Genomic DNA, 14561 nt, shown 5'->3' on the forward strand with positions numbered 1-14561 from the left:
AGAAGTTATGCCGAAACTGACTGTATTGCCTCATCCCGACTACTGTCCCGAAGGCGCGGTGATCGAAGACGCGCCCAAGGGTGTGTCGATTTGCCGTGTGCTGCTGGATAACCACATCGATATCGAGCACGCGTGCGAATTGTCGTGCGCCTGCACGACCTGTCATGTGGTGGTCAAGCAAGGGTATTCGTCGCTGGAAGACGCAACGGACGACGAGGAAGACCTGCTGGACAAGGCCTGGGGCCTGACCCCGACCTCGCGGCTGTCGTGCCAGGCGCTGGTAAGCGACGCCGACCTGACGGTCGAGATTCCGAAGTACACGATCAATCACGCCAAAGAGGGCCATTGATGAAGTGGACCGACACCTACGAGATTGCCGCCGCGCTGTACGACGCGCATCCTGACGTCGACCCCAAGGCGCTGCGCTTCACGCAGCTGCGCGACTGGGTCATGGCATTGCCGGGCTTTTCCGACGATCCCGCGCACTGCGGCGAGAAGATCCTGGAGGCCATCCAGATGGCCTGGATCGACGAAGCCGACTGAACGTGATTTGCCTAGAACGCTCCCTTTCCGGGAGCGTTTTTTTTGGGCGTGGCCGCGCCGTGCCGTTGGCCGGCGATGGTCTGCCGCCGTGTTTGACATGCCGGCGTCGCGCAGGCCACGGTATCATCGGGGATCCGTTTGTTGTCCTTTCCAGCCGAGTCTACCGATGCCCGCTGCCCAACTGCGTTTTGGCCTGGCCGCCAATCGTTTGCACCACGAAACCCCCGATGCCGCCTTGTTCACCTGGCTGCGTTCGTGCTCGTCCACCATCCGCGAGCTGGGCGTGCAGTTGCACACGGTGGGGCGCACCCATGATGCGATCGTGCGCGAGGGCATGCTGCAGGGTTACTCCGGCCTGATCCGCTACCCGTACGGCCGCGAGGGCGGTCTGATGAAACTGGTGGCGCGCGTGACCGAAGGCCGCGATGGCCAGGCGCCGTTCGACGGCGCGATCTACCTGATCGATCCCGTGGATCCGTCCTCGATTTTTCCGGAAGCGCTTGCGCTCAAGCGGCAGTGCATCACGCATGGCCGGCCTTTCATTTCGACTCTGGCCGGCGCCATCGAATGGATGGAGGTCGAACGCATCCATGCGGGTCTGGCGCCGGACGCGTCCGTGTCGCGCCATTTCAATTTCTCGGGCCAGACGCTGGCGATGATCGCCCACGATGCGCTCAAGGACGAAATGGTGGCCTTTGCCAGCGAGCACTTCGATGTGCTGTCCCGGTTTGCGCGGCGCGTGGCCACGGGCACGACGGGCGGCCGCCTGAACGAGCTGGCCTGGTCGCGCGGCTGGCCCAAGGATACGCCGTGGGTTCACCGTTACCTCAGCGGCCCGCTGGGCGGCGATGCGCAGATTGCCGAATTGGTGCTGGAGCACCAATGCCAGCGCGTCATCTTCTTCGAAGACCCCCACGTCGCGCGCCAGCACGAGGCCGACATCCAGTTGCTGGAACGCGCGGTGCGCGTGGTGACCGAGTCCGCCACCTGCGCCACGTCTCCCACCGTCGCGCGCCGCTGGGCGCAAGCCGTCGAAAAGCGCGGCATCTGACCGCTACGCGCGCGTCGCGGCCGGGCCAGCGCCGGTGATGATGCGAGCGACGCGGTCCGCGACGGCCGCTGCCGCCATCGACAGCGGCAAGACATCCGAACGGCACAGAAAGACCGGGCGCGTCAGCCTGGGCTTGGCGATCCGGCGCAGCACGACCAGGCCGCGCGCGGCTTCCTGGCGGACGGCCTCGTAGGACAGGATCGTACTGGCAACGCCGGCCTGCGCCAGCTCGATGAGCTGCGGAATGGCGTTGGCCTCGGCAATGATGCGAAATTGCACCTGTTCGCGCTGCTGGTATTGGTCGAGCAGCCGGCGCAGGCTATGCGGATTGCCTGGCAACACCAGCGGCAGCGCCGACAACGCGCGCAGGGTGATGGACGGTAGCCCAGCGAGGTCCGATGCCGCGCGCTTGCTGGGCTTTGCCGCGGGCGGCGACACCACCACCAGCTCTTCGTCGATCAGATGCTGAAATCGAAGGTCGACCGACGCCTCGTCGCTGAACGTGAGCCCCAGGTCGGCGTGCCCCGAGCTGACAAAGCCGGGAATGTAGCCGGTGCTGGATTCAATGATCTTCAGATAGACGCCCGGCCACTGGGCGAGGGAAAAGCGCAGGAGCGGCACGGTCAGCAGCTTGGCCATCGACATCGACATTGCCAGCGATACCGTTCCGCGCGGGGCGTTGATGTCTTCGCGCACGTCCGCGCGCGCCGCGTCGATGCGGCCAAGGATCTCGCGCGCATGCGCCAGCAGCCGTGAACCAGCGGCGGTGGGTGTGACGCCACGCGCGCTGCGATGCAGCAGCACCACGCCCAGATCTTCCTCGAGGTTGCGGATCTGCAGGCTGAGCGCCGGTTGGGCCACGTGCAGCGCGGCGGCCGCACGGCTGATCGAACCCGTTGAAACCACGGCGACAAAGCACTGCATCGCACGGATGGACATGGACATGAGATGGCTCCGGACGGTGCGGGCCATCACTTTTTTATTATGGCCTGCATATTTAAACGGTATTTCTAATATATCAATCCGCTTTCCATAATGAGCGTCATCCAAGAAAAAATCACAGGAGACAACATGATGCTCAACAAACTATTCGCTGCCTGCCTCGCTTCGGCGGCGCTGTCGGCCCCCGCGTTTGCGGATGCCTGGCCCGCCAAGCCCATCACGCTGGTCGTGCCGTTTTCCGCGGGCGGGCCGACCGATTTCATCGCACGCCTGGTGGCCGAGCCGCTGGCACGCGAGCTGGGGCAGCAGGTCATCGTGCAGAACAAGCCGGGCGCGAGCGGAAACGTGGGCTATCAAAGCGTGCTCAATGGCCCGGCCGACGGCTACACGCTCATGCACAACACGGTGGCCATGCAGGCCATCAATCCGTTGATGTATCCCAGCGCAAAGATGCACCCGGCCAAGGATTTCGTGCCCGTTGGCACGACGGGCGCCATGCCGAACCTGCTGGTCGTCAACCCCGAGCGCACGCCCGTCAAGACGCTGGCTGAACTGGTGGAGCGCGGGCGCAGCGCACCGCAGGGCTTGAGCTACGCCACGTTTGGCCCGGGCAGCTCGCCGCACGTGTATGGCGCCTCGCTGCAGAAGCTGGCCAATTTTCAGGCCGTGGGCGTGGCTTACAAGGGCAGCGCCAACGCCGTGACGGACGTGATCGGCGGTCAGGTCGACTTTCTGTTCGACAGCATGTCCACCAGCATCGGCCAGGTGCAAGGCGGCCGGCTCAAGGCGTTGGCGATCACGTCGGCGGCGCGTTCGCCGCTGTTGCCGGACGTGCCGACGCTGAAGGAGGCAGGCTATCCCGCCCTGGATCTGAAATTCTGGTTCGCGCTGCAGACGCCCGCCGGCACGCCGGATGACGTGGTGCAGAAACTGCGGGCCGCGGTCGCGAAGGTGGTGGCCAGCGACACTTACCGCCAGGCCATGCAGGAGCGGGGCGCGGAGGCCTTTCAGGTGGCGCCGGTCAAGCTGGACGAGTTCTTCAAGCAGGAAACCGCGCAATGGACGCAGGCGGCGAAGACGATCGGGTTGAAGGCGGAGCAGTGAACATGGAAGGCGGGCATCGCATGACCCCACTGAAGAACATCACGGTCCTGGATCTGAGCAAGGTGCTGGCAGGCCCGTTGTGCGGGCAGTATCTGGGCGAACTGGGCGCGCGCGTGATCAAGGTCGAGCCGGTGGGCACCGGCGACGACACGCGCGCGTGGCTGCCGCAGGAGGCCGGTGAGTCCGCGACGTTCCTGGCGGTCAATCACAACAAGCGCAGTCTCGCGGTGGACCTGAAGACCGAAGCGGGGCGGGCGGTGGTCCATCGCCTGGCCGGCCAGGCCGATGTTGTGCTGCAGGGGTTTGGCGGCAAGACCGCGGCGCGCCTGGGCGTCGATTACGAGACGCTGAGCCGCCTCAATCCGCGTCTCGTGTACTGCGAGATCTCGGGCTACGGCCGTGAAGGGCCGATGGGCGACGAGCCGGGCTACGACGTCATGCTGCAGGCCTTCAGCGGCATGATCAGCACGATGGGCGAGCCGGATGGCAATTTTGCGCGCGCCAGCTTTTCGCCGGTGGATCTGGGCACGGGTTCGTTTGCGCTGAGCGGCATTCTGGCGGCGCTGCTCGAGCGCGGGCAGACGGGCAAGGGGCAATACCTGGATGTGTCGCTGCTGGATACGTCGCTGGGGCTGATGTCTTACATGGCGCAGAATTATTGGCGCACGGGGAAAGTGCCGCGCCGGATGGGCACGGGCCATCCGGCGATGTGTCCGTACCAGGCGTTTCGTGCGTCCGATGGCGACCTTATGCTGGGTGTGGGCAATGACGCGCAGTGGCAGCGCTTCTGTGCGGCGGCGGGGTTGCAGGAATATGTGAACGATCCGGCGTTTGCGACCAATGCCGAGCGAGTCCGCAACTTTGACGCGACCGTCGCCCTGGTGCAGTCGCGCATCGAAACGCGGTCGGTGGCGCAATGGCTGGCGTTGCTCAAACCAAAGGGAATCGCGTGTTCGGCGATCCATACGCTGGACCAGGCGTTGGCGCATCCGCAGGTCGCGGCGCGCGAACTGATCGCGACGACCGAGCATCCGGCGCTTGGCGAAGTGCGCAATATAGGCCTGCCCGTGCGTTTTGGGCGGCAGCCGCGCAAGGCCGCGCGGCCCGCGCCGATGTTGGGCGAGCACAGCCGTGAAATCCTGGCGGAGCTGGGCTTTGAGGCAAGCGAGATTGCCGCGATGCTGGTTAGTGGCAGCGTGCAGCAGCACCCCTTCGATAAAGGAACGACATGAATCCGGTGCGTTACGAAGTCCGCGATGGCATCGCCGAAATCCATCTATGCCATGCGCCCGTCAACGCGCTGGACGTGGGTGTGCTGGACGCGCTGATTGGTGCGCTGGAAAAGGCGAATGCGGATGCGGGCGTGCGGGCGGTGCTGCTGGCCAGCAGCCTGCCCGGGCGATTCTGCGCCGGGCTGGACATGAAGCAGTTGCTGCAAAGCACGCCCGCGCGTGTGCGGGAGTTGCTGACCCGGCTCTACATCAAGCTGTATGACGCGCAGTTCAACCTGACCAAACCATCGATTTCGGTGGTGTCTGGCGCCGTGCGCGGCGGCGGCATGACGGTGGCGATTTCCAGCGACATGATCGTGGCCGCCGACAGCGCGACGTTTGGCTACCCGGAGATCGACGTGGGCGTGCTGCCCGCCCTTCATTACGTGCATCTGCCGGCGGTGGTGGGCAAGCATCGGGCGTTCGATCTGCTCTTTACCGGCCGCACGTTCAGTGCAGACGAGGCGCAGGCGATGGGGCTGGTGTCGCGTGTCGCCGCCGAGGCCGAACTGCTGGACGAGGCGCGCACGCTGGCTCGGTCGCTGGCGCAGAAGCCGCCGGAGGTCCTGGCGATGGGCCGGCGCGCGTTCGTGTACAGCAACGACAACGAGTATCGGCGCCGGGTGGCCACGGCGGTGGAAGTGTTCTGCAACGCCGCGGCCACGCCCGAGGCGCGCGAAGGCTTGAGCGCCTTCGTGCAGAAGCGGGCGCCCGACTGGGCAAGCGTCGGCGAAACGCGCTAACGCTATTGGCCGGTAAAACGGGGCGGCCGCTTTTCGCGGAACGCCGCCACGCCTTCGGCGAAATCGGCGTGTGCGGCCGACTGCAGGAAGCGCGCCGTTTCCTCGGCCAACTGGGCTTCCAGCGGCGCGTGCGCGGCGCTGCGCAGCAATGCCTTGGCGCCCGCAATGCCGTGCGGCGCGTGGCGGGCGATGTCCTGGGCATAAGCTTGCCCCGCGGCAGCAAGTTCGCTGGCAGGCGCGGTGCGCGTGATGATGCCCCAGGCCTGCGCCTCGTCGGCCGTGAAGGCGTCATGACGCAAGAGGAGATCGAGTGCGCGCTTGGGGCCGGCGGCGCGCATGAGGCCGTGCGTCATGCCGGCGTCGGGCGTCGCGCCTAGCTTCAGGTAGGCCGTCATGAAGCGCGCGCCCGCATCGGCGATGGCGAGGTCGCAGGCCAGGACGAGCGACAGGCCGGCGCCCGCTGCCACGCCGTGAACCTGCGCGAGCCACACCTTGTCCATGCGCGGGATGCGCGCAATGAACGCATTCAGTGGCGTGAACAGGTCCGACAGCGTGGCGCGCACCTTGTCGGGCTCTCCGGTGAACATGCCGATGTCTCCCCCCGCGCAGAATGCCTTGCCCGTGCCGCGCAGCAGCACGACTCGCACCGCGTCGCACGTTTCGATCCACTGCGCGGCGCGCAACAGGTCGCACGCCATGGCCACGTCGATGGCGTTGAGCGCGTCCGCGCGATTGAGGGTGAGCGTGGCGACGGGGCCGTCGGTCTCGAGCAACAGCGTCTGGAACTTCGGTGGTTCCTGGGTCATGGCGAGTCTCCGTTGTCGGGTAAATACCAACTGTCGATCAAAAAACCGCGATGCTATGTTTTGAACCAAGCGCTTGCTTGGTTGGGTTTTGAGCACGCTTAGCGTAACGCATAGAACGATTTTCCGGCGCTGTACTGGCGAAGGTAAAGACAGGTTCGTTGCATCTCCTGCCTCGCAGGGCCGCCAGGTTCACCGTCGTAAAAAATGTCCGCCCCAGGCGGCAAAATAACTTCGCATCAAAGCGGGGAGACAAATGGTGGATCAGTCCGACAGGCCTGCCTTGTTGCAGGCCGATGGGGTGACGCTGGCGTTTGGCGGCGTCAAGGCGCTTACCGATGTGGGCTTTCGCGTGGAGCAGGGCTCCATCACCACGGTCATCGGTCCGAATGGCGCCGGCAAGACCTCGCTGTTCAACACGATCTCCGGTTTCTACAAGCCCGCGGCGGGACGGATCCACTTCGAGGGCCGCGACATCACACGCATGCACGCGCCCGATCGCGCCAAGCTGGGTCTGGCGCGCAGCTTCCAGAACATTGCGCTGTTTCGCGGCATGACGGTGCTGGACAACATCAAGCTGGGCCGCCACGCGCACCTGCGCACCAATGTGCTGGATGCGCTTTTTTACCTGGGCCGCGCGCGCCGCGAGGAGATGGCGCTGCGGGCGGACATCGAAGAACGCATCATCGATTTCCTGGAGATCGACCACATCCGCCACGCGCCGGTTGCGGCGCTGTCGTATGGGCTGCAGAAGCGGGTGGAGCTGGCGCGGGCGCTGGCGATGCAGCCCAAGGTACTGATGCTGGACGAGCCCGTGGCGGGCATGAACCGTGAAGAGACCGACGACATGGCGCGCTTCATCCTGGATGCGCGCGCCGAGTGGGGCGTGACGGTGCTGATGGTCGAGCACGACATGGGCATGGTGATGGACCTGTCCGATCACGTTGTGGTGCTTAACTTCGGGCAGGTGATTGCCCACGGCACGCCGGCGCAGGTGCAGTCCAATCCGGAAGTCATCAAGGCGTATCTGGGCGCGGGCGACGTGGGCGATCTGCGGCGGCGGCTGCGGGAGGCGGCCTGATGGACTGGCTGTTCTTCCTGGAGGTGTCGCTGGCGGGACTGGGCAGCGGCGGCGTGTATGCGCTGGCCGCGCTGGCGTTCGTGATCGTCTACAAGGCGACCCGCGTGGTGAACATTGCGATTGGTGAATTTCTGATGCTGGGCGCGTACGTGTTCTATGCATTCGCATCGGGGATGGAGTGGCCGATCTGGCTGGCCATCGCGGGCGCGGTCGTGGTGTCGGGCGCGCTGGGCGCCGTCGTCGAGCGGCTGACCATACGCCCGATGCTGGGCGAATCGCCGATCTCTGTCTTCATGATTACCGTGGGTCTGGCGTCGATATTGGTGGGCGCGGTTGAGCTTATCTGGACGGCGGACCAGCGGCGCCTGCCGGAATTCATGCCGCGCGCGCCAGTCATGGTGGGCGAGGCGTTCGTGGCACCCAAGGTGTTCTACGGCTTCTGGGTGGCGGTGGTGCTGGCGCTTTTGGTGCTGGTGGTGTTTCGCTACTGGCGCGGCGGCGTGGCGCTGCGTGCGACGGCGTCGGACCAGGGCGCGGCCTATGCAATGGGCATCAATGTGCCGCGCGTGTTTTCGCTGGCGTGGGTGACGGCGGGCGCCATCGCCGCGGTGTCCGGCGTGATCGTCGGCGCGATCGGCGGGATCTCGTCGTCGATGGGCGTGTTCGGGTTGTCGGTGCTGGTGGTGGTGATCGTGGGCGGGTTGGACAGCGTCGCGGGCGCGCTGGTCGGCGGCATTTTCATCGGCCTGCTGGAGGCCTGGGCGGGCGCCTATCTGGGCGGCGAGTACAAGCTGCTGGCCACGTTCGTCGTGCTGGTCGTCGTGCTGATGGCCAGGCCCTACGGCCTGTTCGGCACCCGTGAAATCGAGAGGCTCTGATCCATGCGTATCGCGACCGCCAAACAGACCTACCTGGCCGACGAGGCGCTTTTCGACACGCGCACGCAGCACCTGTGGCTGGCGCTGCTGGCGGCCTCGCTGGTGCTGTTTCCCTTCATGGCGAATGCCTATTGGCTTTATCTTGCGTGCCTGGTCGCGATCAACATCGCCAGCGCTACGGGGCTGAACATCCTGACCGGCTACACCGGATTGGTCAGCCTGGGGCAGGCGGCGTTCATGGGCCTTGGCGCGTACACGGTCGCAGTCATGGAGCTGCACCTGGGCACGCCGGTCCTGGTGAATCTGCTGGCGGGCGGCGTGGTGGCGATGTTGGGTGGGCTGCTGGTGGGTATTCCCTCGCTGCGGGTGAAGGGACTGTACCTGGCGATCTCGACGATTGCCGCGTCGTTCATCGCGCACTTCATCTTCGCGAACTGGCAGTTCACGGGCGGTACCTCAGGGTTGCAGGTGCCGCCGGCGCGCATCCTGGGGCTGGACCTGGATACGTCCTTCAAGATCTATTGGCTGATCGTGCCCGTGACCGTGCTGATGGTGCTGGGCGCGGCGAATCTTTTTCGCACGCGCATCGGCCGCGCGTTCATCGCGATCCGCGACCGCGACATTTCCGCCGAGGTGCTGGGCATCCGCCTGCTGCGCTACAAGCTGCTGTCGTTCGGGCTGTCCTCGTTCTATGCCGGCGTGGCGGGCGGTCTGTGGGCGTATTTTTTCCGGGTGGTCACGCCCGAGAGCTTTCCGCTCATCATGTCGATCTTCTTTCTGGCGGCGATCATCGTGGGCGGCATGGGCTCGATCCTGGGATCCATCCTGGGCGCGCTTTTCATGACGATGGTGCCGGAGTTTCTGAAGCTTGTTGTCGGCTGGCTGCCCGTGGGCGGCGATGCGCTGCGGCTGATCTCACCGGTGCGCACCATCGTTTTCGGCCTGCTGATCGTGGGCTTTCTGATCTTCGAGCCGCACGGGCTCGCGGAAATCTGGCGGCGCGTGCGCCGATTCTTTCACCTCTGGCCTTTCCGTACGTAACGCGATGCGTGCGGCGTGACGGCGGCCACCCATAAGACCCAGGAGACAAACCATGAAGCGCATCCGGATAGGCAGCGGTTTATCGAGGTTGTTGGCCCCGTTGGGCCTGGCGGCGGCATTGGCGGCGGCGCCCGCGGCGCAGGCGGCCGAGGACCTGGTGCTGGGCGGCTCGATTCCCTTGAGTGGCGTGTTTGCCTTTGCCGGGCAGGGCATCCACGCCGGGATCACGGACTACGTGAAGATCATCAACGACCAGGGCGGCATCAAGGGCCGCAAGCTGCGCTACGTGCCCGAGGACACGGCCTACAAGGTGGATGCGTCGGTGGCGGCGTTCAAGAAGATCACCAGCCAGAACAAGGTCAATTTCTACTACGGCGATTCGACCGGCTTTTCCAAGACCATCAATGCCGAGCTGAACCGCACGGGCGACATCCTGATGACGGGCGCGTCCTTCGCGACCGAGCTGAACGATCCGGCCAAGTATCCCGCGCAGTTCATGCTGGGCCCCGACTACACCGAGATGTTCGGCATCCTGCTGCGCTACATCGCCAAGGAGCAGCCGGGCGCCAAGGTGGCGTTCGTGTATTCGGACACGGAGTTCGGACGCGATCCGATCGCCAGTTCGCGTGCGGTGGCCGAAAAGCTGGGCCTGAAGGTGGCTACCGAGATCATGACGCCGCCGGGCAGCGTGGACGTGTCGACCGAGGTCATCAAGCTGCGCCGCGCCGACCCTGACTTCACCATCTTCCATGGCTACGTGCTGGCGCCAATTCCCGAGTTTGTGGGGCAGGGCAAGCGCATGGGCCTGAAGACGCGCTACATGGGTACGTTCTGGACGATGGACAACTCGACCGTGATGCAGATGGGCGAGGACGCCGAAGGCTTCATGGGCGTGATGCCGTACCGCTACTACTACGATCAGGCCGCCGACGCGCCGATGCTCAAGAAGATCCGCGAAATGCGGCCGCAGTACCAGAGCACGGGCTACATGCAGGGATTCCTGGCCGCCATGCTGTTCTCGGAAGTCGCCAAGCGCACGCTGGACGCGGGCAAGGAGCTGACCGCCGCCAACATGAAGGCCTCTCTGGATGGCATCAAGGATTTCGATACGGGCGGGCTGATCGGCGTGCCGATCACCATCAAGGGCAACTCCATCCCGGTGGGCCGGATCTATCGCGCGGACGTCAAGCAAAAGCAGATGGTGCCGGCGTCCGACTGGATCGTGCTCAAGTGAGGCTGCCGTGAACCAGGGACAGGACGTGGCAGGACAGGGCGTTCGTTCAGGCATGAACGCCGCCGCGCCGCCCAAGGCGGTGCTCGACATCAACAACATCGAGGTCGTCTACAACAAGGCGGTGCAGGTGCTGCGCGGCTTGTCCCTGTCGGTGCCGGCCGGCAGCATCGTCGCGCTGCTGGGCAGCAACGGGGCTGGCAAATCCACCACGCTCAAGGCGGTATCCGGTCTGCTGGACCTGGAGGACGGGGAACTGGTGCGCGGCCAGATCGTGTTCGCTGGCGGCGACACGGCGGGCATCAAGCCGCAGAACCTGGTGCGGTCGGGCCTGGCGCACGTGATGGAAGGGCGCCGCGTGTTCGAAGACCTGACCGTCGAAGAGAACCTGGTGGCGGCGACCTATGCGCTGACCGGAAGGCCCGCCGCACGCGCGGACTTCGATCTGGTCTACGGCTACTTTCCGCGGCTTTTCGAGCGGCGGCGCGGGCTGGCCGGTTATCTGTCCGGCGGGGAACAGCAGATGCTGGCCATCGGGCGCGCGCTGATTGCGCAGCCGACGCTGATGCTACTGGACGAGCCATCGCTGGGCCTGTCGCCCATGCTGGTCGAGAGCATTTTTTCGATCATCGCGCGCATCAATATCGAACAGGGGGTGTCGATGCTGCTGGTGGAGCAGAACGCTTCGGTTGCCCTGGCGGTGGCGCATTACGGCTACATCATGGAGACCGGCAAGGTGGTGATCGACGGTTCGGCCGACAAGCTGGCGGCGGACCCCGACGTGCGCGAGTTCTATCTGGGCGTGGGCGGAACGGGCGAGGCCAGGGGCTTTCGCGACATCAAGCACTACAAGCGCCGCAAGCGCTGGCTGTCATGATGGACGCGCACAGGGATCCGGGCGCCTGGCCTGAACTGACGCTGCCGCAGATGCTGCGCGAGCAGGCGCGCCGCCAGCCATCGGCGGTTGCCATCCGGCAAAAGGACTTTGGCATCTGGAAGCCGCTGACCTGGGACCAGTACTGGCAGCGCGCATGCCGCGTGGGGCTGGGACTGCGCGCGCTGGGGCTCAGCGCGGGCGGCCGGGTTGCGATCGTCTCGGACAACAGGGTGGAGTGGCTGCTGACGCAGATGGGGGCGTGCGCGGCCGGCGGCGTGGCGGTGGGCGTCTATTCCACAAGCCCGGCCGAAGAAATGGGCTACGTGCTGGCGCACGCGGACGTCGAACTGGTGGTTTGCGAAGACCAGGAGCAGACCGACAAGGTGCTGCACGTGGCGGACCGGCTGCCGAATTTGCGCCGCATCGTGGTCATTGAAACGAAGGGTCTGCGCGCGTATGGCGCGGCGGATCGGGCGCGCATCGTGACCTTTGCCGAAGTCGAGGCCGATGGCGGCCAGCGCGAAGGCGTGGAGCTGGCCGCGCTGAACACGATGCTGGACGGGCAGCGCCTGGACGACACCGGGCTGATGATCTACACGTCGGGTTCCACCGGCAAGCCCAAGGGCGCGATGCTGAGCTACCGCAACATGCGCGGCGTGGCGCCGGGCATCGCCGATCGCCTGTCGATGGATGCGTCCAGCGTGCACCTGTCGTACCTGCCGCTGTGTCACGTTGCCGAGCAGATGCTGTCCACGTTCGTGCCCATCTACCTGGGCACGCAGGTGAATTTTGGCGAGTCGCTGCGCACCGTGCAGGAGGACCTGCGCGAAGTCGCGCCGACGATTTTCCTGGGCGTGCCCCGCATCTGGGAAAAACTGCACGCCGCGATCTCGATCAAGATGCAGGAGGCCGGCCGGTTGCAGCAGTGGCTGTACCGCAAGGCGCTGGCACAGTGCGCGCCGTTTCTGGAGAAGTCCCCCGCGCAGTATCGCGTGGGCGAGCGGCTGACGCATTGGCTGTGGTACTGGCTGGTGCTGCGCGCGCAGCAGAATTTCATTGGCCTGCGTCGTGTGCGGGTGGCAATGACAGGCGCCGCGCCGATTCCGCCGGACGTGGTGCGCTACTTTCGCACGCTGGGCGTGCCGCTGATCGAGGTGTATGGCCTGACGGAGTCGGCTGGCATGATCTTTGGACAGCATCCGGACCGCGTGAAGGTGGGCACGGTGGGCGAGGCGATCCTGGGCGTGGAATGGCGCATCGGCGAATCCGGCGAACTGCTGGTGCGTGGCGACATGGTGTTCCAGGGCTACTACAAGAACCCGGAGGCGACCGCGGACACCGTGCGTGACGGCTGGCTGCACACGGGCGACGTCGTGGCGCAGGAAGACGGGCGCGTGCGCATCGTGGACCGGCTCAAGGACATCATGATCACGGCGGGGGGCAAGAACCTGACGCCGTCCGAGATCGAGAACGCGGTCAAGGGCAGTCCGTACGTGAAAGAGTGCATCGTCATTGCCGACGGCAGGAAGTACGTGACGGCATTGATCCAGCTGGAATTCGACACCGCGGGCAAATGGGCCGAATCGCGGCGCATCGCGTTCACGCATTTCCGGTCGCTGGCGGAATGCCCGCAGGTGCGCGAATTGGTCCAGCAGGAGGTCACGCGCGCCAACGCCGGGCTGGCGCCCGTCTCGCAGATCAAGCGTTTCCATCTGCTGACCAAGGAACTGGACCACGACGATGGCGAAGTGACTGCAACGATGAAGGTGCGGCGCGCCAGCATCTACCGCGCCTACGCCAACGAAATCGAATCGCTCTATGTTGAGGAGACGACGGCATGAACCAAGCCGTGATCCTGGAAGCCGTGCGCACGCCGTTCGGGCGTCGCGGGGGATGGTGGGCCGAGACCCGGCCCGACTCGCTGCTGGCGGACACCGTGCAAGCGCTGCTGGCGCGCGCGGGCCTGCCGGGCGACAAGGTTGAGGACCTGATCGCCGGCTGCGTCAGCCAGGCGGGCGAGCAGGGCGCCAACATCGGCAGGCTGGCCGCGATGCTGGCTGGGCTGCCCGAGAGTGTGCCGGGGGTGGCGCTGAACCGCATGTGCGGGTCCAGCCAGCAGGCCGTGCATTTTGGCGCGCAGGCCATCGCCGCAGGCGACATGCGTTATGTGGTCGCCGGCGGCGTCGAGAGCATGAGCCGCGTGCCGATGTTCCTGGACGTGACGCTGGGCCAAAGCGAATTCCGGGGATTCGAATCGCTGACCCCGGCGTTGCTGGCGCGTTATCCGCTGATTCACCAGATCGAGAGCGCCGAGCGCATCGCCAGCCAATGGGGGCTGTCGCAGGCCGACATGGACGCGTGGGCGCGCGCGAGTCACGCGCGCGCGTGGGTGGCAGCCAGCGCGGGGCTGCATGCCGAGCTGCTGCCGGGCCCGGCGCAAGCCGCGCGCCGCGACGAAGGCATCCGCGAAACGACGGACGCCGCCCGGATGGCGGCTATGGCGCCCGCAATGCGCGCGCCGGGCGAGGGCGGTGTGACGGCGGCCAACGCCAGCCAGCTCGCGGATGGCGCGGCGGCGGTGCTGCTGGGCGACAAGGACGCGGCGCTGGCCGATGGCTTGCGGCCCCGGGCGCGCTTCCTGGCGCGTGTGGTGGTGGGTTCGGACCCCGTGATGCAGCTGACGGGCGTGATCCCCGCGGCGCAGCAGGCGTTGGCGCGCGCGGGCCTGGCGCTGGAGGACATCGACTGGATCGAGATCAACGAGGCCTTTGCAAGCGTGGTGCTGGCCTGGCAGCGCGAACTGGGCGCGGACCTGACGCGCGTGAATCCGTGGGGCGGCGCGATTGCGCACGGCCATCCGCTGGGCGCCACGGGCGCGGGCCTGATGGCCAAGATGCTGGCGGGGCTGGAGGCGACCGAAGGCGAGCTGGGCATGCAGCTCATGTGCATCGGCCACGGCATGGCGACCGCGACCATCATCCAGAGGGTTTGACCTG

15 protein-coding genes are annotated in these 14561 nt (G+C 65.9%); 13 read left to right on the forward strand and 2 right to left on the reverse strand.

Annotation, left to right across the window (positions count from 1 at the left end; genetic code table 11):
• Window positions 1-7: 7 nt before the first annotated feature.
• From fdx to ASD87_RS06450, 3 genes are all read left to right on the forward strand, one after another.
• The gene (gene fdx, locus ASD87_RS06440; protein WP_056318881.1) at window positions 8-349 is read left to right on the forward strand and encodes an ISC system 2Fe-2S type ferredoxin; all 342 of its coding nucleotides are present in this window, start codon (window positions 8-10) and stop codon (window positions 347-349) included.
• Window positions 349-543 (forward strand): Fe-S cluster assembly protein IscX, encoded by a 195-nt coding sequence (gene iscX / locus ASD87_RS06445; RefSeq protein ID WP_056318884.1) that lies wholly within the window; start codon window positions 349-351, stop codon window positions 541-543. The genes fdx and iscX overlap by 1 nt, the downstream gene beginning before the upstream one ends.
• Window positions 544-709: 166 nt before the next feature.
• A complete protein-coding gene (locus ASD87_RS06450; RefSeq protein WP_056318885.1) occupies window positions 710-1594 on the forward strand; it encodes a methylglyoxal synthase in 885 nt (294 codons plus the stop codon).
• Between the two features lie 3 nt (window positions 1595-1597).
• Here the strand turns inward: ASD87_RS06450 and ASD87_RS06455 are convergent, their stop codons facing one another.
• Window positions 1598-2539: a LysR family transcriptional regulator gene (locus ASD87_RS06455; RefSeq protein ID WP_056318888.1), complete on the reverse strand. Its 942-nt coding sequence runs from the start codon at window positions 2537-2539 to the stop codon at window positions 1598-1600.
• A gap of 126 nt (window positions 2540-2665) precedes the next feature.
• Here ASD87_RS06455 and ASD87_RS06460 point away from each other — a divergent pair, with 126 nt between their 5' ends.
• Genes ASD87_RS06460 through ASD87_RS06470 form a run of 3 tightly spaced genes read left to right on the forward strand, consistent with a single transcriptional unit; the run spans window position 2666 to window position 5654 of the window.
• Entirely contained in the window at window positions 2666-3640 is a 975-nt protein-coding gene (locus tag ASD87_RS06460) for a tripartite tricarboxylate transporter substrate binding protein (RefSeq protein ID WP_056318892.1), read from the forward strand.
• A gap of 20 nt (window positions 3641-3660) precedes the next feature.
• Window positions 3661-4872 carry a CaiB/BaiF CoA-transferase family protein gene (locus ASD87_RS06465; protein WP_056319220.1) on the forward strand — a complete coding sequence of 404 codons (1212 nt, stop codon included), beginning with the start codon at window positions 3661-3663 and terminating at the stop codon, window positions 4870-4872.
• Window positions 4869-5654: an enoyl-CoA hydratase/isomerase family protein gene (locus tag ASD87_RS06470; protein WP_056318895.1), complete on the forward strand. Its 786-nt coding sequence runs from the start codon at window positions 4869-4871 to the stop codon at window positions 5652-5654. Before ASD87_RS06465 ends, ASD87_RS06470 begins: the two co-directional genes overlap by 4 nt.
• A 2-nt stretch (window positions 5655-5656) precedes the next feature.
• Here the strand turns inward: ASD87_RS06470 and ASD87_RS06475 are convergent, their stop codons facing one another.
• Window positions 5657-6460 (reverse strand): enoyl-CoA hydratase/isomerase family protein, encoded by an 804-nt coding sequence (locus ASD87_RS06475; RefSeq protein ID WP_056318897.1) that lies wholly within the window; start codon window positions 6458-6460, stop codon window positions 5657-5659.
• Window positions 6461-6713: 253 nt separating this feature from the next.
• Between ASD87_RS06475 and ASD87_RS06480 the strand changes: the two genes are divergently transcribed.
• The 7 genes from ASD87_RS06480 to ASD87_RS06510 are packed head-to-tail and all read left to right on the forward strand — an operon-like array spanning window position 6714 to window position 14557.
• Window positions 6714-7538, forward strand: a complete 825-nt coding sequence (locus ASD87_RS06480) for an ABC transporter ATP-binding protein (protein WP_056318900.1) — start codon at window positions 6714-6716, stop codon at window positions 7536-7538.
• Window positions 7538-8416 (forward strand): branched-chain amino acid ABC transporter permease, encoded by an 879-nt coding sequence (locus ASD87_RS06485; RefSeq protein WP_056318903.1) that lies wholly within the window; start codon window positions 7538-7540, stop codon window positions 8414-8416. The genes ASD87_RS06480 and ASD87_RS06485 overlap by 1 nt, the downstream gene beginning before the upstream one ends.
• Window positions 8417-8419: 3 nt before the next feature.
• Window positions 8420-9457, forward strand: a complete 1038-nt coding sequence (locus tag ASD87_RS06490) for a branched-chain amino acid ABC transporter permease (protein WP_056318906.1) — start codon at window positions 8420-8422, stop codon at window positions 9455-9457.
• A 52-nt stretch (window positions 9458-9509) separates the two neighbouring features.
• Window positions 9510-10691, forward strand: a complete 1182-nt coding sequence (locus tag ASD87_RS06495) for an ABC transporter substrate-binding protein (RefSeq protein ID WP_056318909.1) — start codon at window positions 9510-9512, stop codon at window positions 10689-10691.
• A gap of 52 nt (window positions 10692-10743) precedes the next feature.
• Window positions 10744-11565, forward strand: a complete 822-nt coding sequence (locus tag ASD87_RS06500; RefSeq protein WP_056318911.1) for an ABC transporter ATP-binding protein — start codon at window positions 10744-10746, stop codon at window positions 11563-11565.
• Window positions 11562-13406, forward strand: a complete 1845-nt coding sequence (locus ASD87_RS06505; RefSeq protein ID WP_056318913.1) for a long-chain fatty acid--CoA ligase — start codon at window positions 11562-11564, stop codon at window positions 13404-13406. Before ASD87_RS06500 ends, ASD87_RS06505 begins: the two co-directional genes overlap by 4 nt.
• Window positions 13403-14557 (forward strand): thiolase family protein, encoded by a 1155-nt coding sequence (locus ASD87_RS06510; RefSeq protein ID WP_056318916.1) that lies wholly within the window; start codon window positions 13403-13405, stop codon window positions 14555-14557. Before ASD87_RS06505 ends, ASD87_RS06510 begins: the two co-directional genes overlap by 4 nt.
• Window positions 14558-14561: the final 4 nt, after the last annotated feature.

The organism is Achromobacter sp. Root170 (genome assembly GCF_001428165.1).
Classification (GTDB): Bacteria; Pseudomonadota; Gammaproteobacteria; order Burkholderiales; family Burkholderiaceae_B; genus Achromobacter; species Achromobacter mucicolens.

Bases quoted from the DNA above. Each gene is read 5' to 3' on its own strand.
- ASD87_RS06480 (WP_056318900.1), top strand. From the start codon at position 6,714: ATGGTGGATCAGTCCGACAGGCCTGCCTTGTTGCAGGCCGATGGGGTG.
- ASD87_RS06460 (WP_056318892.1), top strand. From the start codon at position 2,666: ATGATGCTCAACAAACTATTCGCTGCCTGCCTCGCTTCGGCGGCGCTG.
- ASD87_RS06510 (WP_056318916.1), top strand. From the start codon at position 13,403: ATGAACCAAGCCGTGATCCTGGAAGCCGTGCGCACGCCGTTCGGGCGT.
- ASD87_RS06465 (WP_056319220.1), top strand. From the start codon at position 3,661: ATGACCCCACTGAAGAACATCACGGTCCTGGATCTGAGCAAGGTGCTG.
- ASD87_RS06450 (WP_056318885.1), top strand. From the start codon at position 710: ATGCCCGCTGCCCAACTGCGTTTTGGCCTGGCCGCCAATCGTTTGCAC.
- ASD87_RS06475 (WP_056318897.1), bottom strand. From the start codon at position 6,460: ATGACCCAGGAACCACCGAAGTTCCAGACGCTGTTGCTCGAGACCGAC.
- ASD87_RS06485 (WP_056318903.1), top strand. From the start codon at position 7,538: ATGGACTGGCTGTTCTTCCTGGAGGTGTCGCTGGCGGGACTGGGCAGC.
- iscX (WP_056318884.1), top strand. From the start codon at position 349: ATGAAGTGGACCGACACCTACGAGATTGCCGCCGCGCTGTACGACGCG.
- ASD87_RS06455 (WP_056318888.1), bottom strand. From the start codon at position 2,539: ATGTCCATGTCCATCCGTGCGATGCAGTGCTTTGTCGCCGTGGTTTCA.
- ASD87_RS06470 (WP_056318895.1), top strand. From the start codon at position 4,869: ATGAATCCGGTGCGTTACGAAGTCCGCGATGGCATCGCCGAAATCCAT.
- ASD87_RS06500 (WP_056318911.1), top strand. From the start codon at position 10,744: ATGAACGCCGCCGCGCCGCCCAAGGCGGTGCTCGACATCAACAACATC.
- ASD87_RS06490 (WP_056318906.1), top strand. From the start codon at position 8,420: ATGCGTATCGCGACCGCCAAACAGACCTACCTGGCCGACGAGGCGCTT.
- ASD87_RS06505 (WP_056318913.1), top strand. From the start codon at position 11,562: ATGATGGACGCGCACAGGGATCCGGGCGCCTGGCCTGAACTGACGCTG.
- fdx (WP_056318881.1), top strand. From the start codon at position 8: ATGCCGAAACTGACTGTATTGCCTCATCCCGACTACTGTCCCGAAGGC.
- ASD87_RS06495 (WP_056318909.1), top strand. From the start codon at position 9,510: ATGAAGCGCATCCGGATAGGCAGCGGTTTATCGAGGTTGTTGGCCCCG.